General features: G+C 49.1%; 21 protein-coding genes. 7 read left to right on the top strand and 14 right to left on the bottom strand.

Going from position 1 to position 20,676, the window contains the following annotated elements:
- Positions 1–54 precede the first annotated feature (54 nt).
- The 3 genes from sppA to pncA are packed head-to-tail and all read left to right on the top strand — an operon-like array spanning position 55 to position 3,635.
- Positions 55–1,911, top strand: coding sequence for a signal peptide peptidase SppA (sppA, locus tag OGV77_RS14145; RefSeq protein WP_043016630.1), 1,857 nt, complete (start codon positions 55–57; stop codon positions 1,909–1,911).
- A gap of 55 nt (positions 1,912–1,966) precedes the next feature.
- Positions 1,967–2,983, top strand: a complete 1,017-nt coding sequence (ansA, locus tag OGV77_RS14140) for an asparaginase (RefSeq protein ID WP_043016631.1) — start codon at positions 1,967–1,969, stop codon at positions 2,981–2,983.
- Between the two features lie 13 nt (positions 2,984–2,996).
- Positions 2,997–3,635, top strand: coding sequence for a bifunctional nicotinamidase/pyrazinamidase (gene pncA / locus OGV77_RS14135; protein ID WP_075146045.1), 639 nt, complete (start codon positions 2,997–2,999; stop codon positions 3,633–3,635).
- A 37-nt stretch (positions 3,636–3,672) separates the two neighbouring features.
- On the opposite strand, the gene OGV77_RS14130 is transcribed toward pncA, so the two are convergent.
- From OGV77_RS14130 to OGV77_RS14095, 8 genes are all read right to left on the bottom strand, one after another.
- A complete protein-coding gene (locus OGV77_RS14130; protein WP_075146044.1) occupies positions 3,673–5,031 on the bottom strand; it encodes an MFS transporter in 1,359 nt (452 codons plus the stop codon).
- 140 nt (positions 5,032–5,171) lie between these two features.
- Positions 5,172–5,930: a DeoR/GlpR family DNA-binding transcription regulator gene (locus OGV77_RS14125; protein ID WP_043016634.1), complete on the bottom strand. Its 759-nt coding sequence runs from the start codon at positions 5,928–5,930 to the stop codon at positions 5,172–5,174.
- Positions 5,931–6,066: 136 nt separating this feature from the next.
- Positions 6,067–7,050: an NADH-dependent methylglyoxal reductase gene (ydjG, locus tag OGV77_RS14120; RefSeq protein ID WP_043016635.1), complete on the bottom strand. Its 984-nt coding sequence runs from the start codon at positions 7,048–7,050 to the stop codon at positions 6,067–6,069.
- Between the two features lie 9 nt (positions 7,051–7,059).
- Positions 7,060–8,007 carry a sugar kinase gene (locus OGV77_RS14115; protein WP_043016636.1) on the bottom strand — a complete coding sequence of 316 codons (948 nt, stop codon included), beginning with the start codon at positions 8,005–8,007 and terminating at the stop codon, positions 7,060–7,062.
- Between the two features lie 4 nt (positions 8,008–8,011).
- Entirely contained in the window at positions 8,012–8,848 is an 837-nt protein-coding gene (locus OGV77_RS14110) for a ketose-bisphosphate aldolase (protein ID WP_043016637.1), read from the bottom strand.
- 24 nt (positions 8,849–8,872) lie between these two features.
- Positions 8,873–9,916, bottom strand: coding sequence for an NAD(P)-dependent alcohol dehydrogenase (locus OGV77_RS14105; RefSeq protein ID WP_043016638.1), 1,044 nt, complete (start codon positions 9,914–9,916; stop codon positions 8,873–8,875).
- Between the two features lie 17 nt (positions 9,917–9,933).
- Entirely contained in the window at positions 9,934–11,313 is a 1,380-nt protein-coding gene (locus OGV77_RS14100) for an MFS transporter (RefSeq protein WP_043016639.1), read from the bottom strand.
- Positions 11,314–11,339: 26 nt separating this feature from the next.
- On the bottom strand, positions 11,340–12,416 hold the full coding sequence (locus tag OGV77_RS14095; RefSeq protein ID WP_043016640.1) for a zinc-binding dehydrogenase: 1,077 nt from the start codon (positions 12,414–12,416) through the stop codon (positions 11,340–11,342).
- Between the two features lie 296 nt (positions 12,417–12,712).
- Between OGV77_RS14095 and chiD the strand changes: the two genes are divergently transcribed.
- A complete protein-coding gene (gene chiD / locus OGV77_RS14090) occupies positions 12,713–13,966 on the top strand; it encodes a chitinase ChiD (RefSeq protein WP_286502815.1) in 1,254 nt (417 codons plus the stop codon).
- Between the two features lie 93 nt (positions 13,967–14,059).
- Positions 14,060–14,404 (top strand): HNH nuclease YajD, encoded by a 345-nt coding sequence (gene yajD, locus OGV77_RS14085; RefSeq protein WP_043017929.1) that lies wholly within the window; start codon positions 14,060–14,062, stop codon positions 14,402–14,404.
- 44 nt (positions 14,405–14,448) lie between these two features.
- Here yajD and OGV77_RS14080 read toward each other — a convergent pair whose 3' ends face one another.
- Both OGV77_RS14080 and msrB read right to left on the bottom strand, forming a co-directional pair.
- Complete coding sequence (locus OGV77_RS14080) at positions 14,449–14,724, bottom strand: YeaC family protein (RefSeq protein ID WP_043016642.1); 276 nt, start codon at positions 14,722–14,724, stop codon at positions 14,449–14,451.
- A 42-nt stretch (positions 14,725–14,766) separates the two neighbouring features.
- Positions 14,767–15,180: a peptide-methionine (R)-S-oxide reductase MsrB gene (gene msrB / locus OGV77_RS14075; RefSeq protein ID WP_043016643.1), complete on the bottom strand. Its 414-nt coding sequence runs from the start codon at positions 15,178–15,180 to the stop codon at positions 14,767–14,769.
- Between the two features lie 341 nt (positions 15,181–15,521).
- Between msrB and gapA the strand changes: the two genes are divergently transcribed.
- Together gapA and OGV77_RS14065 are read left to right on the top strand one after the other, a co-directional pair.
- A complete protein-coding gene (gene gapA, locus OGV77_RS14070; RefSeq protein ID WP_003030697.1) occupies positions 15,522–16,517 on the top strand; it encodes a glyceraldehyde-3-phosphate dehydrogenase in 996 nt (331 codons plus the stop codon).
- Between the two features lie 199 nt (positions 16,518–16,716).
- On the top strand, positions 16,717–17,601 hold the full coding sequence (locus OGV77_RS14065; RefSeq protein ID WP_043016644.1) for a D-hexose-6-phosphate mutarotase: 885 nt from the start codon (positions 16,717–16,719) through the stop codon (positions 17,599–17,601).
- Between the two features lie 82 nt (positions 17,602–17,683).
- Here the strand turns inward: OGV77_RS14065 and OGV77_RS14060 are convergent, their stop codons facing one another.
- From OGV77_RS14060 to OGV77_RS14045, 4 genes are all read right to left on the bottom strand, one after another.
- Positions 17,684–18,538 carry an aldo/keto reductase gene (locus OGV77_RS14060; protein WP_087050665.1) on the bottom strand — a complete coding sequence of 285 codons (855 nt, stop codon included), beginning with the start codon at positions 18,536–18,538 and terminating at the stop codon, positions 17,684–17,686.
- A gap of 174 nt (positions 18,539–18,712) precedes the next feature.
- Positions 18,713–19,066, bottom strand: a complete 354-nt coding sequence (locus OGV77_RS14055) for a hypothetical protein (RefSeq protein ID WP_043016646.1) — start codon at positions 19,064–19,066, stop codon at positions 18,713–18,715.
- Between the two features lie 10 nt (positions 19,067–19,076).
- Entirely contained in the window at positions 19,077–19,319 is a 243-nt protein-coding gene (locus OGV77_RS14050; RefSeq protein ID WP_043016647.1) for a hypothetical protein, read from the bottom strand.
- 578 nt (positions 19,320–19,897) lie between these two features.
- On the bottom strand, positions 19,898–20,644 hold the full coding sequence (locus tag OGV77_RS14045; RefSeq protein WP_043016648.1) for a MipA/OmpV family protein: 747 nt from the start codon (positions 20,642–20,644) through the stop codon (positions 19,898–19,900).
- Positions 20,645–20,676 lie beyond the last annotated feature (32 nt).

Below are 20,676 nucleotides of genomic sequence, written 5' to 3'. Positions count from 1 at the left end.
TCGCCTTTCTCCGGGATTTCGGGATGGCGTGTTGTTAATCGGTAGGGAGAATACATGCGAACCCTGTGGCGATTTATTGCCGGATTTTTTAAATGGACATGGCGATTACTCAATTTCGTCCGTGAATTTGTGCTTAACCTGTTCTTCATCTTTTTGGTGCTGGTTGGCGTGGGCATCTGGATGCAGGTCAGCAGCAGCAATACCAGCGAACACGCTGAGCGAGGCGCGCTGCTGCTGGATATTTCGGGGGTGATTGTTGATAAACCCTCAAGCACCAGTCGTTTAAGCGTGATTGGCCGTCAGCTGTTTGGCGCCAGTTCCGATCGTCTGCAGGAAAACTCCCTGTTTGATATCGTGAATACCATTCGTCAGGCAAAAGATGATCGCAACATCACCGGCATCGTGATGGATCTGAAAAATTTTGCCGGGGCTGACCAGCCCTCCATGCAGTATATCGGCAAAGCGCTGCGGGAATTCCGTGACAGCGGGAAACCGGTCTTTGCCGTGGGCGATAACTTCAGCCAGGGACAGTATTACCTCGCCAGTTTTGCCAACAAAATTTACCTCTCTCCTCAGGGTTCCGTTGATCTGCACGGCTTTGCCACCAACGGTCTGTACTACAAGTCTCTGCTCGACAAACTGAAGGTCTCCACGCACGTGTTCCGTGTCGGAACCTATAAGTCTGCCGTAGAGCCGTTTATCCGCGATGATATGTCTCCTGCCGCGCGTGAAGCGGACAGCCGCTGGATCGGCGAGCTGTGGCAGAACTATCTCGACACGGTCGCCGCCAACCGCCAGATCCCTGCTCAGCAGGTGTTCCCTGGCGCGCAGGCGATGCTGGACGGATTAACGAAAGTCGATGGTGATACCGCGAAATACGCACTCGACAACAAACTGGTGGATGCACTCGCTTCCAGCGCTGAAGTCGAAAAAATGCTGACCAAACAGTTTGGCTGGAGCAAAGCGGATAAAAACTATCGCGCAGTAAGCTATTACGATTATTCGCTGAAAACGCCAGCGGATACCGGAGACAGCATTGGCGTTATCTTCGCGAATGGCGCGATTATGGACGGTGAAGAAACCCCGGGAAATGTGGGTGGCGACACCACTGCCGCACAGATCCGCGAAGCGCGTCTCGACCCGAAAGTTAAAGCGATTGTGCTGCGTGTGAACAGCCCTGGCGGCAGCGTCAGCGCCTCCGAAGTCATTCGTGCTGAACTGGCTGCGGCAAAAGCGGCGGGTAAACCGGTTGTTGTGTCCATGGGCGGCATGGCGGCTTCTGGTGGATACTGGATCTCCACGCCAGCCAGCTACATTGTGGCAAACCCCAGCACCTTGACCGGGTCAATCGGGATCTTTGGTGTGATCAACACCGTCGAAAACAGTCTGGATTCTATTGGCGTACATACCGACGGCGTGGCGACATCCCCGCTGGCGGATATCTCCATCACCAAAGCGTTACCGTCTGAAGTCCAGCAAATGATGCAACTGAGCATTGAGAACGGCTATAAGCGCTTTATCACGCTGGTTGCGGATGCGCGTAAGACAACGCCTGAGCAGATTGACAAAATCGCGCAGGGCCACGTCTGGACCGGTCAGGATGCGAAAGCCAACGGACTGGTAGACAGCCTCGGTGATTTTGACGACGCCGTCGCGAAAGCGGCTGAGCTTGCCAAACTGAAACAGTGGCATATTGAGTATTATCAGGACGAACCAACATTCGTCGATATGGTGATGGACAGCATGTCAGGCTCCGTTCGCGCCATGCTGCCCGAAGCCATTCAGGCCATGCTCCCGCCACCGCTTGCTTCTGCGGCGAGCGCGGTAAAAGCGGAAAGCGATAAGCTGGCCGCGTTTAACGATCCGCAAAACCGATATGCGTTTTGCCTGACCTGCGCCAACGTTCGCTAACTATTGACCCCTCTTCAGGATGAAGAGGGGTTTTCTTTGAGACAGAAGATAAGTCATGCAAAAGAAATCGATTTACGTTGCCTATACCGGCGGTACCATTGGTATGCAGCGCTCCGAACAGGGTTATATTCCTGTTTCCGGTCATCTCCAGCGTCAGCTGGCGTTGATGCCTGAATTCCACCGCCCAGAGATGCCAGACTTCACCATCCACGAATATGTCCCGCTGATGGATTCCTCCGACATGACGCCTGAAGACTGGCAGCATATTGCGGAAGACATTAAAGCGCACTACGACGATTACGACGGTTTTGTCATCCTGCACGGTACTGACACCATGGCGTTTACGGCTTCAGCGCTCTCTTTCATGCTGGAGAATTTGGGTAAACCGGTAATTGTGACAGGGTCACAAATCCCGCTGGCAGAGCTACGTTCAGACGGGCAAATCAATCTGCTGAATGCGCTGTACGTGGCGGCAAATTACCCGATCAATGAAGTGACCCTGTTTTTCAACAACCGACTGTTTCGCGGCAACCGTACCACTAAAGCGCACGCCGATGGTTTTGACGCCTTTGCCTCCCCTAACCTTGCACCGCTGCTGGAAGCCGGGATCCATATCCGTCGACTGGGTACACCACCAGCCCCACACGGCACAGGAGAACTGATTGTTCATCCTATTACTCCACAACCAATTGGCGTGGTCACCATTTATCCCGGCATCTCTGCTGATGTGGTGCGCAACTTCCTGCGCCAACCGGTAAAAGCGTTAATATTGCGCTCCTACGGCGTGGGCAATGCCCCACAAAACAAAGAATTTCTGAAAGAGCTTGAAGATGCGAGTTCGCGTGGCATTGTGGTGGTGAATCTGACCCAGTGTATGTCCGGCAAGGTAAATATGGGTGGCTATGCGACGGGGAATGCCCTGGCGCATGCTGGCGTGATTGGCGGCGCGGATATGACCGTCGAGGCTACGCTCACCAAATTGCACTATCTACTGAGCCAAGGACTGGACACGCAGACCATTCGTGAAGCAATGACGCAAAATCTGCGCGGCGAGCTTACCCCGGACGAATAAGGAGTCTATGCCCATGGCCCGAGCCTTACTGTTGGTCGATTTACAAAATGACTTTTGTGCCGGCGGCGCTCTCGCCGTTCCGCAAGGCGACAGCACAATCGATATTGCCAACCGTCTGATTGACTGGTGCACAGTACGCGGCGACACTGTCGTTGCCAGTCTGGACTGGCACCCGGCGAATCACGGTAGCTTTGCCAGTCAGCATCAGGTCGAACCCTACAGTCAGGGGCAACTCGATGGCCTGGCGCAGACGTTCTGGCCCGATCATTGCGTGCAAAACAGCGAAGGGGCAGCTTTGCATCCGCTGTTGAACCAACGTGCGATTTCTCAAACCTTCACCAAGGGAGAGAATCCACTGGTCGACAGTTACAGTGCTTTTTTTGATAACGGCCGTCGTCAGGCAACCGCGCTGAACGCTTGGCTGCTCGAACACCGCATTGCCGAGCTTATTATCATGGGGCTGGCTACCGACTATTGCGTTAAGTTCACCGTACTGGATGCGCTCGATCTTGGTTACACCGTCAGCGTGATTACCGACGGCTGTCGTGGCGTCAATATTCACCCCCAGGACAGTGCAGAGGCTTTTATGGAAATGGCGGCGGCGGGCGCAACGCTGTATACGCTTGATGACTGGCTGGAAACCCAGCCGTAAGCGATGCCGACAGGGTCACTCCTGTCGGCGCATTTTCTCAGGCCAGCGCTGAAATCTCTTCCAGCGATACTTTGCGTGTTTCGATGCCAAAACAAAAAAGAATCAGCGCGCATAGCACCAACATTACGCCTAGCACGATAAAGACCGTAATCGACCCGTAACGGGTCAACAAAATAGCAACGCCATAAGGCGTAAACACCGCGACAATCCTTCCGACTGCATTAACAAAACCCGACCCCCGCAATCTAAGATGCGTGGGCCACAGTTCAGGGACATACACCGCAGAAGCAAAGCAAACATACATATACAGAAAAAAGATCATCACCAGCCCATAGCTCAGAATGGCCCACTCTTCGGTTTGAATCGAATAGAAATACCCGAGCAACGCGATAATAATCAACAAGGATGAACCAAATAACCGCCGTGGAAAACGATCGATAATTAGCGCAGCAATAAATATTCCAACTGGCGCGCCAATCATAATAATCGCGGTCATAAAGATGGATTTCGTTACATCGATTCCTGAATTAACAAATATCGTCGGGATCCATACCGTAATGGTATAGAGCGAAATATTCATCGCGATAAGCACAGTGATCGCCACCAACGTACAGCGCAACATCGGCCCCTTGAACAGGAGCCAAAATGACCCACTTTCCGTGCTTAAGTCCGCCGTCAGGCAACCATTCTGGCAGGAGGATAAAGTGATGTTTTTTTCTTTCTCAATTTGCGATTCCACCTGTAAAAGATGTTTTTCAGCTTCACTTCTTTGACCTTTACCAGCCAGCCAACGCGGGGATTCAATATAGTATTTTCCCGACAGATACCAGGCCAACAGCATTGCCATACCACCAAGCAAAAACATCACCCGCCAGCTTATAAAGGCAATAATCACGACGCCAATTGCCGCCGATAGCATTGGCGCCCAGTTGCCGACAAACGACAGGCGGGCAGACCATTTTCCGCGCACCTCAGGCGGAATAAATTCCGTAAATGAGGCATAGCCCACCATAATTAGCGCCCCCATTCCAACCCCCATCAGACAGCGGAAAAAGATAAGCCAATACATGTTGGGCACAAACGTTGCCGCACAGGCTGAGGCCCCGACGATTAGCAAATTGATACGGAACGCTTTGCGTCGTCCGAAGTAATCACCAATAAAGCCACCGCCGAGTGAACCGATAAAGTAGCCGAACATCAACGCTGAGGTAAACGCGGCATTGAGATAATTATTTGACCAGCCGGTACTGACTAATTTTGCCAATACCACATTCCCGGAGTAGCTGAGAAAACCGGTTATTAATAAACTAAAACTAATAATGCCGAAAATACGAAAATGAAATCGAGATAAAGGTAAGCGATCTAATCTTGCGCCGATAGGGTCACATTTTTCCATCTGGATGCCTCAAACTCAGCTAAATAGAAAGTATGGCGATCGCGGCAGAAACAATTTTGCCGCGCCATCCATCATCATTAGATTCTTATGGCATTTTCCAGGTGCAAACTAAAATAATATCGACGCAACTCACGCTACAATTAATAAACGAGTTGAATATTATTCTCTTGGCAAAATGCAATCCACTCTGCACCCGGTGCCTTATTGGTTATAAGATAATTAATATGGCTAAAGTCAACGAGCTGGACGAAAGCTTTGCGATCAAATTTTGAGTGATCAACCAACAGCGCCACTTCAGTCGCCTGACGGATCATGGTTTTTTTGATTTCCGCTTCCGCTTCGTTAGAATCAAGCGCCCCGCTCTGCATATCCAGTCCTTTGCAGCTCATCACCATAATATCAACATGATAGCGGCTGATAATCTCCTTGGTGATCCTTCCCTGCAGCGACAGTGTATTCTTGTTCAATTCACCGCCGGTAGAAACCACGTTAATTTCTGACTGCGCCAATTCATGAAAAGCTTCAGCCGAGTTGGTAAGCAGTGTCAGATCGTTTCTTTCCTTCAACAGCTTTAATAATTCCATCGCAGTACTGCTGGAGTCGGCAGCCATCGTGGTCTTATTTTTAATAAACGGCAATGCATTACGGGCAATGATCTGCTTCTCTTCAAAGAAAGATTTTGCTCGCTTATAAAAATGAATATTGTCGGACAACGCGGTGGTATTGAGCACTGCACCGCCATATGTTCGAGTCAAAAAACCTTCATCTTCCAGTTTTTCAAGATCGCGGCGAATCGTTTCCTCAGTTACCTGAAAGATTGAACTTAAATTCGATACCGCCACTTTCTTATCGTTAGCCACCATTTGCTTAATGGCCTGAATCCTGTCTTTTGCCGCCACGATGACACCTCTGTTTCCTGCAAAGTAATAATAAGACCCTAGTATCTCACAGGCTATGTTTATTTTCAAAAGAACATGTCTGAATCACAGATTTTAATGCTATTTTACACAGAAACAGAGGTCAGTCCCATCAGGCTTATTTGCTATCCAACGCTTCTGCCATTTGTCTCATCAATAATGAATCATCATCTGACAGAGGAATAGTTAACGCCTCAACATTCTCACGAACCTGCTCAGGCGCAGTTGCGCCGCTCAGTAAGGTGATTAAATCACTTTGCTTTAATATCCACGCCAGAGCCAGCGCGGGGATTGTACAATGGTATTTCTCGCACAGCGGCCGCCATTGCTCAAGCATGTCAATCACCCTCAGCATATTGTCCCGTTGGAACCAGACTTTGTTGGCCCGCGCACCGCCAGGGACATAATCCCGATCAATAGTCCCGGTCAGGAGTCCCTGCTCGAGCGGTGAATAAACCTGCACAACAATGCCATTCTGCTGGCATAACGGCAGCAGTTCAGTTTCCAGTGCACGATCAAGAATGCTGTATTTGGCCTGCACGATATCCAACTCGCCATGTTTGAGGTACTCCCTGACATGCCCGGCATCCACGTTTGCGGCACCTATAGACCGAATTTTGCCTTCTTTCTTCAGGGCGTTCAGCGTATCAACGGTTTCCGCTATCGGCGTAAAACAGGGTTCGACCGACTGCCAATGGGTCATATAGATATCAATGCTGTCGATACCCAATCTTTGCAGGCTGGCATCAACCTCTTCGCGAATAGATTCAGGCGTGAGGTTTTTATACAGCTGGCGATCGCCCACTTTGTTAAACAGGCTACCTGTTCGCTCCCAGACGATGCCGCATTTGGTTTCAACCACTACCTCACTGCGCGGCAGCTTTTTCAGCGCCTGCCCGACAATCACTTCACTGTTGCCAAAGTTGTAGCCTGGCGCGGTATCTATCAAATTGATACCGCAGCGATGCGCCTCAACAATGGTATCGATACAAATCTGCAGATCGAGATCGCCATTCCATGCTGGGCCGCCGCCAATGGCCCATGTGCCTAATCCCATGCGGGAAAGCATAATATCCGTACTGCCTAAAGGAATCATTTTCATCTGCCGCTATTACCCTTCGTATTCGTCAAGAAGTTGTTCAACCAACTTTCTGTTCTTCACGCCCGTCGTGGCGCCCACGCTCAGTACCGATATCGCTGCCGTTGCGTTAGCAAACAGCGCGCACTCGCGCAGCGGCTTGCCTTCAAGCAGTGCAGAGATAAATCCCGAGGCAAAATTGTCTCCCGCACCGATGGTGTCGATAGCGGTAATTCCCGAAACTGCCGGGACCTCCATTTTCAGATCGGCACGTTTGATAAAGCAGCCTCTTTTGCCGGTCTTAATCACAACTGTTTTCACGCCACAGTCCAGGAAACTGTCGGCAATATCATCCAGCGTCTCTTTCCCGGTGAGCAGTTTTGCCTCCTCGAAATTGGGAAACAGATAATCGACGTAGCTTAACGCCTGGCGAATATCTTCCAGTGTTTCATTAAGCCGCGGCTTGATCATATCGGCACAAATAATTAACTGATGCGCTTTCGCCTGAGTGAAAATTGCCGTCAGCGCATCGCCATCCAATAATGGGCTATTAAAAATACTTGCCAGCGATAGCAGTTTTGCCTGAGAGAAACGGTCAAAATCTACATCGTTTATATTCAACTGCCACAGGCTGCCGTTGCGGTTAGTCACAAAAGTACGCTCACCATCAGCAGTGACTAAGCCCACATTGATAGAGGTATCAACATCGGCATCCTGTTTCAGACTCTGAATATCGATACTCTCCCGACGACAATGTTCGATAATAAAATGACCTGCCGCATCATCCCCCACCCGACTAATTAACGCTGTACGATGGCCAAGGCGAGAAATAATGGTCGCCTCATTAATAGCGTCGCCGCCCGTGGTCATGGCTATTCTTTCTAAAGGATAAGAGTCTACATCAAAGATATTTTTGCTCACTGGCTGCAAAGGAATATCAACAATTGCCGCCCCTATACAAATAACCTCGATATTATCCATATTGTCATTCCGCTTTACCGTCAGAGCCAAACAATTTAATTTTTTCTAATGCTCGCTCTTTTACTGCTTTACGAACTTCACGTTCAACGTGGAGAAACGGCTGATTCTGATTCGCTTGTACAGCCGCCATGGCGGCCTGGCATAGTTCAGTATGAATGTTGATTTTAGAGATGCCTAATGAAATGGCTTTTTTGATATCCGCATCGCTGATACCTGACGCACCGTGTAGCACCAGCGGAACAGAAACCGCCCGGCGTACGCGCTCAACAACCTCGAAATTAAGTTTCGGTTCAGAGGTATAAACCCCGTGCTGGTTGCCAATCGCCACCGCCAGAGAATCACAGCCGGTACGCTCGACAAATTCCGCCGCCTGGCTTGGGTCGGTATAGTGATAGCCCGCCAACGCCTCTTCATAAACCGTTTCATTCCCCACATGGCCCAGTTCAGCTTCGACCGGCACGCCCAGCGGATGGAAAAAATCCACAGCCTCTTTCGTCAGACGAATATTCTCTTCAAAATCAAAGGCAGAGGCATCACGCATTAGCGAATTCATACCATGGGTCCAGGCGTTATGGATAATCTCCATGCTGCGTCCGTGATCCCAGTGCGTAATAACCGGAACCGAGGCTTTTTTCGCCATTGAAACCATCATGTGCGAGAAATCTTCAAATGAGGTATTACCTACAAAACCAGTGCCGAAGGAAATAATCACCGGCGATTTAGATTCTTCCGCCGCATCCATCACCCCCATTAGCATTTCTGCATTCCACACGTTAAAGTGGGCAATTGCATAATGTTTATTTTGGGCATCATTTTCCCAATATTTAATATCTGCCAACATGGTTATTTCTCCCTTTTGAATAAATTAATGATTTACTTTAATAACGCCTTTGATAATTTCACGCTTGTTATTAACGGATTCATCAAACGCGCGCTGAACATCTGCATAATCGTAAATATGCGTCACCATCGACTTCACATCGAAACGACCAGAGGAGATGGCTTCAATCGTTACCGGGTAGCGGTTGGCATAACGAAAAACCGTCTGAATCGACACTTCACGGTTAATTTTGAGGAAATTAATCGCTGAATCACCAGGTACTGTACCCACGATCATAATTTTCCCGCCGCGCATCACCAGATAGGGAGTCTGTTTAACGGTGATGGCTGAGCCGGCGGTTTCGAAAACAATGTCCGCCCCCATGTCGCCAGAGAATTGTTGGCAACAGGCGATGGTGTCCTCTTTTGCACCGTTGATAACGGTCGACGCCCCAAGTTGCTCGGCCATCACCAGGCGTTTTTCCAGCACATCAACCACCGCAATGTCGGTTGCGCCCAAACATTTACAAGCTTGCAGGGTCATTAAACCAATACAGCCAGCCCCCAGAATGATGATTTTCTTGCCCGGCTTAACGTCCGCCAGCATTGCAGCATGCATACCGACCGCCGCAGGCTCCACCAGCGCGCCTTCCAGCGTGTCCATGTTATCGGGCAGCTTGTAAGTGAAGCTCTCCGGATGACACAGATAGTGGGTTAGCGCGCCGCGATAATTGGGCTGAGTGGCCATGAAATCGACGTCCGGACAGATGTTGTATTTCCCTTCAAGACAGTAGCGACAGTGACCACACGGCACGCCCGGCTCAATGTTCACCCGGTCTCCGGGTTTAAATTTTGTCACTCGGTTTCCTACCGCCACCACCGTACCAGCGCATTCATGCCCCAGACCAATTTCCTGATTGGGATCTTTCGGCGGAATAAAAGGACCCGATTCAAAACCATGAACATCTGATCCACAAATTCCAACGTATTCCACTTTAATCAGCACTTCATGCTCTTTTGGCACCGGAATTTCGGCGTCGATAATTTTCATCGTTCCCGGTGTTTTTAAGATTGCTTTTGAATTTTTCATCTTATTTCCCATCAATATTATTTGCTGGTAATTGCATCAATACCGAGACTTTCGACAGAGACGCCTTTTGTTTCGATTCCGATAGTGGCAATAGCAACCGCGACAATAATTGAGACAGCGCCAAGTAGTACAAATACTCCCGTCACACCGTAGCTGCTAAGCAATACCGCGACAGCATAAGGTGCCGCGATACCGCTGATACGCCCTACCGCGTTGGCAAGCCCAGACCCGCGAAGTTTCGCCTCGGTCGGCCATATTTCCGGAACATAAACCGCTGAGGCATAACAGACGTACATATAAACAAATGTAATCAGGAAGAAACCAATTAATGTTATTAACAGCATGCTGGTTTGCAGTGAATAGATATAACCCAACACAGCGATTAATACTAATAAGCCAACTCCCATGATTTTTCTCGGAATTTTATCCATTACCAACATGGCGATAAAAATTCCAAACGGCGCGCCAAACATACTCATGGTATTTAAAACAATGGAGTCTTTCAGATTAATACCTTGAGTCATAAATATTGTCGGTAGCCAGTTAATTAAGGTGTACTGCACGACGTTCATGGCAATCAGAACAAAGGAACCCAAAATAACCCGTTTAAGTAACACCCCTGTTAATAAGGCGGAATACGGAACAGAACGCGGTTGTTTGCCATCATCATCTATTACGACTGGTGGCAGCGGCTTGCCGGTCTGGCGAATAACGCCCTCCTCAATTATCCGCATTACCTGTTCGGCTTCCTGGTAGCGTCCGCGAGATTCCAGCCAGCGAGGCGACTCCGGGAAACTGCGCCATGCAATAACAGTTGCTATAAGCGACAGCACAGCTGGAATCAACAACTGGACACGCCAGTTCCATTCCGCGCTGATAAGTGGTGTCAGCCCCATAGCAATCAGCGAACAAAGTGGATAAGACCAGTTACCGATAAACGATACCCGACTGGACCAGGTACCACGATTTCGGCCTGGCATATATTCGGTAAACCCGGCAAATAAGGTCACCAGCAATGCACCTAATCCAACTCCCATTACAAAACGACAGGCGATCAGGAAGGTCATGTTGGGTGAAAACGCACCAACTATCATAGAAATAATATGAATCGCTTCATACAAGATAAATGCGTTTTTACGCCCGGTTTTGTCACCGATAATTCCCCCCCCGAGCGCGCCGAGAAACATTCCTGCCGTCGTAATGGCAGAAAACGTGGCGGTGGTGGAATTATCGGTCCAGCCGAGTTCTTTTAACTGCGCGAGAATTAATCCGCCAACGGCATTACTCCAACAAACCAGTAATCCGAAGGCAACCATTGCAAACATCGACATGTGCCAGCGGCAGTCAGGCAGCCTGTCTAACCTCGCGCCGCAGTGCGGTTTTGCTATCTGTTCCATCCGGGAACCTTCCTTTAATAAATGGGTTATTCATCAAAGTCATAGGTCATGATGACCTTAATCGCGGTTTTATCGACCATGGCGTCAAAACCTTCGCGCCATTGCGACAGACCAATACGGTGAGTGATCATCGGTTTGACTTTGATCGCGCCGCTGGCCAGCAGACGGATGGCATTGCGCCAGGAGGTGGAATCGTAAGCCATATGGCCAATGATGCTTTTATTCCACGCAGTGATGTCGTTAATGGAAAATTCGAGAGGCTTGAAGCCCATGCCCACGCGGACGACTTCACCGTTGGGACGCAGCATTTCAATTGATTGTTTAAGGGCAATGTTGGCACCGGAACATTCGATAACCAGTCCCAGATTGTCTTTCCCGCAGATTTCCTGACAACGTGCAACCACATCTTCGGTCGAACCGTTGACGACCGCTGTCGCCCCCATTTCTTTGGCAATGGGGAAACGCACCGCGACATCGTCTTCCAGCCCGACCATCACGATATTAACAGCCCCCATAATGCGCGCCATTTGTACGGAAAAGAGTCCTAACGGGCCGGTACCGAAAACCACAACGTCCTGGCCCGGAAGAAATTTGGATTGCTGAGCGATAGATTTGTAGGCATTGCAGATAGGATCCAGCACAGCCGCTTCTTCATAATCGACCCCAGCAGGGATTTCCCACAGCGCGTGACGGTGAATCTTGAGGATTTCCCCAGGGACCAGACAATATTTCGAGAACCCACCGCCCCAGGTATTGTTATCCAGACCTAAATTCACCTTTTCTGTACAACAAAGAAAATCGCCTTGTTCGCATGCAGGACATACGCCGCAAACGTGCCCGCTGTTATCTGACACCACTCGCTGCCCTACCTTCCAGTCCTTAACCTTGTCGCCAACCTGTACAATTTGCCCAGCGAATTCATGACCACGAATCGAATTAAAAAGGTCGGATCCACTGTCGACATTGTAGTGTTTCATGTCCGCGCCACAGATAGCAGCCGCCTTGATTTCAATCACAACGTCATCCGGACCGCATACTGGCTCCGGAACATCAATCATCTTGTAGCCACCAAAGGCCTTGCCAAATCTTGCCAGTGCTTTCATTGAATTTTCCTTTGTGTTCGTTTTGCATCAGTGGTCATCATACTTATCCATATAATTTTTGAGGTCAACATTAAATCTTTAAAACACAGATACAGATCTGCATTTCACAACTCAGATCACAAATCAGTGCAAAGATGAACTGAAACTCAATGGAACACGGCAGCCGCTTCGCTAAAAATGGCGTGAACCTCTTCGCATTTTTTCTGTTATGAAACTGTTAACCTACGAGTGCTGTTTTTTTCGCCACGCCATTTCCGTGGCGTGTTTGCTTGTTTAAATGTCAAAGAGGAACACCGATGAAACTATTGCCTTTGTTGGCAGCATTACCCCTGCTCTGCGCCAGCGTTGTTTCCGCCAGTTCACTAATGTCAGTTGGCTACTTTAATGGTGGCGGCGACGTCACTGCCGGCCCCGGTGGCGACATCAATAAACTGGATGTTCGTCAGATAACCCACCTCAACTATTCATTTGGCCTTGTCTACAACAATGAAAAAGACGAGACCAATGACGCCTTAAAAGACGCCAGCAAGTTGCATCAGATTTGGCTTTCACAGAAAGTGCAGGATGATTTGCTGAAAATTCCACAACTGCGTAAACAAAACCCGAACCTGAAAGTTCTGCTTTCCGTCGGTGGTTGGGGCGCACGTGGATTCTCTGGCGCGGCGGCAACGAAAGAAACACGTGCGGTGTATATTCAGTCTGCGCAGGAGATAATTGCGAAATATGGTCTTGATGGCATCGATCTCGACTGGGAATATCCGGTCAATGGCGCCTGGGGACTGGTCGAAAGTCAGCCGAGCGACCGCGCTAACTTTACCGCACTGTTAACTGAGCTGCGTGCCGCATTAGGGCATAAAAAACTACTGACCATCGCCGTGGGCGCGAATGCGGAAAGTCCGAAAAGCTGGGTGGATGTGAAAGCCATTGCGCCATCGCTCGACTACATCAACCTGATGACTTATGACATGGCTTACGGCACCCAGTATTTCAACTCGAACCTGTACGATTCGACGCATTGGCCGACGGTCGCCACGGCGGATAAGTACAGCGCCGATTTTGTCGTTAACAACTATCTTGCCGCTGGTCTAAAAGCGAGTCAGATGAACCTTGGCATTGGTTTTTATGGACGAGTACCAAAACGTGCCGTTGAGCCAGGCATTGACTGGAGCAAACCCGACGCGCAGAAAAACCCCGTTACCCAGCCCTATTTCGAACCCGCGCAAATTGAGTTGTTCAAATCACTGGGCGTCGATCTGAGCAAAGATACCTATGTGAAGTACAACGATATCGTGGCGAAGTTGATCAACGATCCGCAAAAGCGCTTTAGCCAACATTGGGATGATGAAGCGAAAGTGCCGTGGTTATCGGTAAAGTCTGCGGATGGAAAAGCACTCTTTGCTCTCTCCTATGAAAATCCGCGCTCGGTAGCGATTAAGGCTGACTACATCAAGAGTAAGGGGCTGGGTGGCGCCATGTTCTGGGAATACGGTGCGGATGACCAAAATCAGTTGGCGAAGCAGTTAGCCGATTCGTTAGGCATCAAACACTGATCCCAACGCCTGACACAATAGGTTATGATTAGCGCATTCTGCTGCGCCCGCTTTTGGCGCAGCTCTTCATTTTCTACTGGAGGCATGAGCTTTATGGCTTTTATCCCTAAAAATTACGCCCGTCTGGAAGTCGGTTACCGGGAAAAGGCGCTTAAACTCTTTCCCTGGGTCTGCGGACGTTGTTCCCGTGAATTCGCGTATTCAAATTTGCGCGAGTTGACGGTACACCATATCGATCACGATCACTCCAATAATCCGGAAGATGGTAGCAACTGGGAAATGTTGTGCCTGTACTGCCACGATCATGAGCACTCGAAATACACAGAAGTGGATCAGTATGGTTCTACCGTAGTGGCGGGCGAAGATGCGCAGAAAGACGTCGGCGAAGCGAAATATAACCCGTTCGCCGATCTGAAGGCGATGATGAACAAGAAATAACATCAGCTGCGGGCCCGACACCTATATATGCCGGGCCTGGGTAATCAAGATTTAAACGTCGCTATCGGTTCGGGTGAAATACCAAATTCCACTTTCAGCTGCTGCTTACTCTTCATCACCATCTCACCGTTGGTATCAATTGTCATATGCTGCGCGTCAATATTGTTTCGCGCCTGCCATAACATGACCAATTGCAAGCAGTTCTCTTTTTGTTCTGCCGTTAGCGCCACGCCATCCGGCCATTTTCCGAGTTCAACGGCAGTAGATAAGCGCTGATAAACTTCCGGCGTCATGCTGTTGATCATCTCATCAAGATTCATGTTAAATCCACTCTCCGCAGAATAATTTGCTGAATCGTTTCTTCAGCCCTTGGTTTGCTCACCGTTTTCACCATCGGTGAAGTTCAAAGACGCTGAGTTAACGCAGTAACGTTCACCGGTAGGTTTCGGGCCATCCGGGAAGACGTGTCCCAGGTGCGCATCGCAGTTACCGCAGCGGATTTCAATGCGCTGCATACCGTGTGACGTATCTTTTATGTAACGGATAGCCTCTTCACTGACAGGCTCGTAAAAGCTGGGCCAGCCGCAGCCAGAGTCATATTTTGTCTCGGAACGAAATAGCGGTTTGTCGCAGATCAGACAGTGGTAGATGCCGTCACGTTTGTTATGCAGCAAACGCCCGGTAAATGGCGGTTCTGTCCCGTGATTCTGCGTCACGTAGAACTGCATTTCGGTTAAATTATTTTTCAGTTCTTCTGGAGAAGGTTGATTAGCCATTTGCTCACATCTCGCTTTATCTAAACTCACATCGCGAGACAGATTCTAACAAAACATTAACACCGGAGTACGAACTTTTGTTCTAAACTTGATCCTTGCGAAATGGCAGCCTGCAATTCGTGATCAGAATCACATTTTTATCTTGATTGCCCTTTAAAATTCGGGCCGCCGACCCCATGTGGTTTCAAGCCCAAAGGAAGAGTGAGGCGAGTCAGTTGCGCAAAGCTTAGGCAGCAGTTTGATTTGTCGCAATGATTGACACGATTCCGCTTGACGCTGCGTAAGGTTTTTGTAATTTTACAGGCAACCTTTTATTCACTAACAAATAGCTGGTGGAATATATGACTATCAAAGTAGGTATCAACGGTTTTGGCCGTATCGGTCGCATTGTTTTCCGTGCTGCTCAAGAACGCTCTGACATCGAGATCGTTGCAATCAACGACCTGTTAGACGCTGACTACATGGCTTACATGCTGAAATATGACTCCACTCACGGCCGTTTCAACGGTACCGTTGAAGTGAAAGACGGTCATCTGATCGTAAACGGTAAAAAAATCCGTGTTACCGCTGAACGTGATCCGGCTAACCTGAAATGGGACGAAGTTGGTGTTGACGTAGTAGCTGAAGCTACTGGCCTGTTCCTGACAGACGAAACCGCTCGTAAGCACATCACTGCTGGCGCGAAAAAAGTGGTTCTGACTGGTCCGTCCAAAGATAACACTCCGATGTTTGTTAAAGGCGCTAACTTTGACAAATACGAAGGTCAGGACATCGTTTCTAACGCTTCCTGCACCACTAACTGCCTGGCTCCGCTGGCTAAAGTTATCAACGACAACTTCGGCATCATCGAAGGTCTGATGACTACTGTTCACGCAACCACCGCTACTCAGAAAACCGTTGATGGCCCGTCTCACAAAGACTGGCGCGGCGGCCGCGGCGCATCCCAGAACATCATCCCGTCCTCTACCGGTGCTGCTAAAGCTGTAGGTAAAGTACTGCCAGAACTGAATGGCAAACTGACTGGTATGGCGTTCCGCGTTCCTACCCCGAACGTATCTGTTGTTGACCTGACCGTTCGTCTGGAAAAAGCTGCTTCTTACGAAGAAATTAAGAAAGCAATCAAAGCTGCTTCCGAAGGCCCGATGAAAGGCGTTCTGGGTTACACCGAAGACGACGTAGTATCTACCGATTTCAACGGTGAAGTTTGCACTTCCGTGTTCGATGCTAAAGCTGGTATCGCACTGAACGACAACTTCGTGAAACTGGTATCCTGGTACGACAACGAAACTGGTTACTCCAACAAAGTTCTGGACCTGATTGCTCACATCTCCAAATAAGTTGAGATGAAACAGTAATCTGTAAGAGCGACTCAGGTCGCTCTTTTTTTTGCCCGAAGATACCCGTCATACTTCAAATTGCAGGTGTGTTGGCTACGCTCTCTCACCCGAATCACTTACTACAGTAAGCTCATCGGGGGTTCGTTCACTTGCCGCCGTCCTGCAACTCGAATTATTTAGGGTTAAAAAGGATTGCGTAATGATTAATAAAATTTTTGCACTTCCGGTTATCGAACAAATTTCCCCTGTCCTCTCCCGCCGTCAGCTTGATGAGCTTGAGGTTCTTGTTGTCGATCACCCACAGGTTAAAGCTTCTTTCGCACTGCAGGGCGCACACCTTCTTTCCTGGAAACCAAACGGCGAAGAGGAAGTTCTGTGGTTAAGTAACAACACTCCGTTTAAAACCGGCGTAGCGCTGCGTGGCGGCGTACCAATATGCTGGCCGTGGTTTGGTCCGGCGGCTCAGCAGGGTCTGCCTTCTCATGGCTTTGCCCGTAACCTGCCATGGACGCTAAAAGCACACAACGAAGACGACAATAGCGTGGTGCTGACGTTTGAACTGCAAAGCAACGCTGAAACGCGTCAGCTATGGCCGCATGAATTCTGCCTGTTGGCCCGTTTCAAAGTGGGCGCTACCTGTGAGATGGAACTGGAAGCTCACGGTGAGTTTGAAACCACCTCTGCGCTGCATACCTATTTCAACGTGGGTGACATTGCGGCAGTGAAAGTCAGTGGTCTTGGCGATCGACTGATCGATAAAGTGAATGATGCTAAAGAAGATGTGCTGGCTGATGGTATCCAGACCTTCCCGGACAGGACCGATCGTGTCTATCTGAACCCGGAAGCGTGCAGCGTGATTCATGATGCTGCGTTGAATCGCAATATCGACGTCGTCCACCACCATCATCTGAACGTCGTGGGCTGGAACCCGGGCCCGGCACTGTCCGTCAGCATGGGCGACATGCCTGATGACGGCTACAAAACGTTTGTTTGCGTAGAGACGGCTTATGCGACAGCTCCGCAGAAAACCACTGAAGAAAAACCGTCTCGCCTGGCGCAAACTATCCGGGTAGCTAAACGCTAACACAGCTCTGCGCACCATGCCGGATGCGGCTCACGCCTTATCCGGCCTACAAACCGCTCGCAGCCGAAGGCTATTCGACAAATCAGGCCATATCCAGCGCCGTTTTGCCTTTTGGTGCCGGATATGCCTTATCTAACTGCTTCAGCTCATCAACAGAGAGCGCTATCTCCAGGGCAGCGGCATTCTGTTCCACATGCGCTACGCTTGCCGCTTTCGGAATCGCCATTACGCCCGGAAGACGAATCACCCACGCCAGCAAAACCTGAGCAGCGCTAACATTGTGCGTGCGCGCAATGTCGTTAACCACAGAGTTAGAAAGCAAGTCACCGCGCAGTCGACCTGCCTGAGCCAGTGGGCTGTAAGCCATAACTGGCATCTGCTGCTGCTGGCACCACGGCAGCAAATCATATTCAATACCGCGCGATGCTAAATGATAAAGCACCTGGTTAGTTGCGCATTCCCGTCCACCAGGTACCTGCCATAACGCCTGCATATCATCATAATCGAGATTTGAGACGCCCCAGCGACGGATTTTCCCCTGCGCGATAAGCGCTTCCATAGCGTCGATGGTCTCAGCAAATGAAAAATTTCCCGACCAGTGCAGCAAATAGAGATCCAGATAATCAGTTTTCAGTCGACGCAAGCTCGCTTCACAGGCGGTAATGGCCTTCTGTCCACCGGCATTCCAGGGATAAACTTTCGAGACTAAAAAGGCGTTATCACGCCGCCCCGCTATTGCTTCACCCACAACCTCTTCCGCTGCGCCGTCAGCATACATTTCGGCGGTATCAATCAATCGCAGGCCGAGATCCAGACCAGCCTGGAGCGCAGAAACTTCATCCCGGCGTCGGCTTCGGTCCTCGCCCATGTACCATGTTCCCTGCCCAATAGCAGGAAGCGATTCCTGCTTTGTAAACATCACCTGTTTCGCTGTCATCGCACCCTCCTGTGTTAATGCACCACAGTAAAGCAAAACAACCGGCATGTGTCCTGTTAAGGTGCACAAATTGCACCATCCGTGATTGGGATTGACCGCTATGCAATGGCATAAAAAACCCGGGAAGAAATAATGTTCCCGGGCTAAATAGAAAAATTCTTAACTGCGCGGTGGTTATTTCAAGCGGCCTAAATATTTACCCTCTTTCATCGCATTGATCTTTCCATTTTTATAAACGATGACGGAAATCAGGCCCGCGCTATAAGTCTGAGCTTCTGCACTGCTCTCATCATTTGCCGCAGCTTTGCCATTAATATAAGCAATACCATCAGCGCCGCGTTTAAAGTCTACGCCCAGTTTATTCACATGCACTGGTGTGATTTTAGTGACGTGTACCGGAGCATTCGCATCGCTGACCATCGTTTTATGTTCATGCTGCAGCTGCTGTCGATATGCTTCACTGATGGCATAGGCGGGCACCGCTGCAGATGTCGCTGCCAGCACAGCGATAATTATTAATTTTTTCATAAGTTAAATCTTAATATTTGTCGTGTTTGTGGTGATGACTGGTATTAGTATCATTTGAGCTATATACGTTTTGCGCGTTTTCCATAGCCTGTTTTTCAGCTGCGGCATTGATTGTCGCCTGACGGTTTTGCTCTGCGATATAGCAGGCATCGCGGCTCACGCCCTTGCTTTCGCAAGCATTCATGCGTGAAGCCTCAGTGGAACATCCCGCCAGAACGCAGCTCATCATCGCTATCAAGATTAACTTTTTCATTATTTATACCCGGTTGATTCTCAAGAAAGCCACATGGCATGTAATACCTCAGCCACGCAGAGTTACTGTCTTAACTTTAAGTTGGATTAATATCTGCAATAGATAATTTAATGTCAATTTTAATTTTTTCAGATAAATACCTAAAAGATGTAAAGTAAAAATGAATTGAATGCTTTTCTTTTTTTCAAATGAAAGTTAACTTTCAATGTTAATCAAAAAGAATAAAATAGTTATCAACTGTTTTATAGCGCACGATAAGAAATAATAAATGCATGCTACGATTATAAAAGAGAATCCTATCAAGATATTGCACAAACCAAAATCACTTACACAGGACAATGATTCGTAAAATTGTGCAGATACGCCTCCCTTACCAAACGAAGATATTTAAGGTTAATCATGCAAGAGGTTTAATTTTGGTAATTGCGACAGAGAAACTACGTTAAATATTCGTTGCGACCAGGTGTAATGTCATAATGGCACAAAAAATCAAATCTCATGTTTTAGATCAACATTCATCTCTGTTACGCACAAAAAAGCCCGCATCTCTGCGGGCTAGTGTTTGACACGCAGTGGTATCAGAACTTGTAGGTCACACCCACTGAGAAGATGCCAGACCAGGACTTGTCAACCATTGGGCTGTCCTTCACTTCATCACTCAAACGCACATAACGGCCAGTGCCGTATACGTTCCAGTTGCCAAGGAAGTTATAGCTCGCGGTTAACTCCAGGAACGGATCCCAACCATCGTCAGCGTTGTAGCTTTTCAGACCACTGCGGCGAGACTCGTTATTAGACACGCCATAATAATAGTCGTTGTAGTTTTCGCTGCTGTACTGCACACCGATACCCGGCGTCAGAGTCAGCGCACCGTTGGTGTAACGGTAGAGCCAGGCCAGATCCCAGATAAAACCATTGCTGTTATCCAGAGTATCACCCGCCAGTGCAGTACGCAGGAAACCATACTGGGTGTTATGTACATACGAGAGGCCAGCCATCAAGCTGCTTTTACGCTTGTCGAGTTGGCGCAAAGCATGGCTATCGCTATCACCCGGCTTGAAGTGCGTCGGATCATAGTACGCCATGATGGAGAGCTTATCTGCCGTATCATTCCACAGATAGTAGCCGCCACCCAGACCGTGGAACCAGACGTTATCGCCTTCATAGGTGACAACCGGAACGGGATAAACATCACGGTCATACTGTTTGTACGGGCTGTTAATCACGCCGGCACCTGCACCAACAGTCCACTGACTTTCCGCCTGTGCGGTGCTAACTGCGGTTGCTGCAAGGATGCCCAATGCCAGAAGTTTGAGTTTGGTCACAGTCCATAATTCCTTATTCAAATGTGTAGCGG

The organism is Citrobacter sp. Ce129 (assembly GCF_030334545.1).
Taxonomy (GTDB): domain Bacteria; phylum Pseudomonadota; class Gammaproteobacteria; order Enterobacterales; family Enterobacteriaceae; genus Citrobacter; species Citrobacter europaeus.
This window is presented reverse-complemented; position numbering and strand designations above follow the sequence as displayed.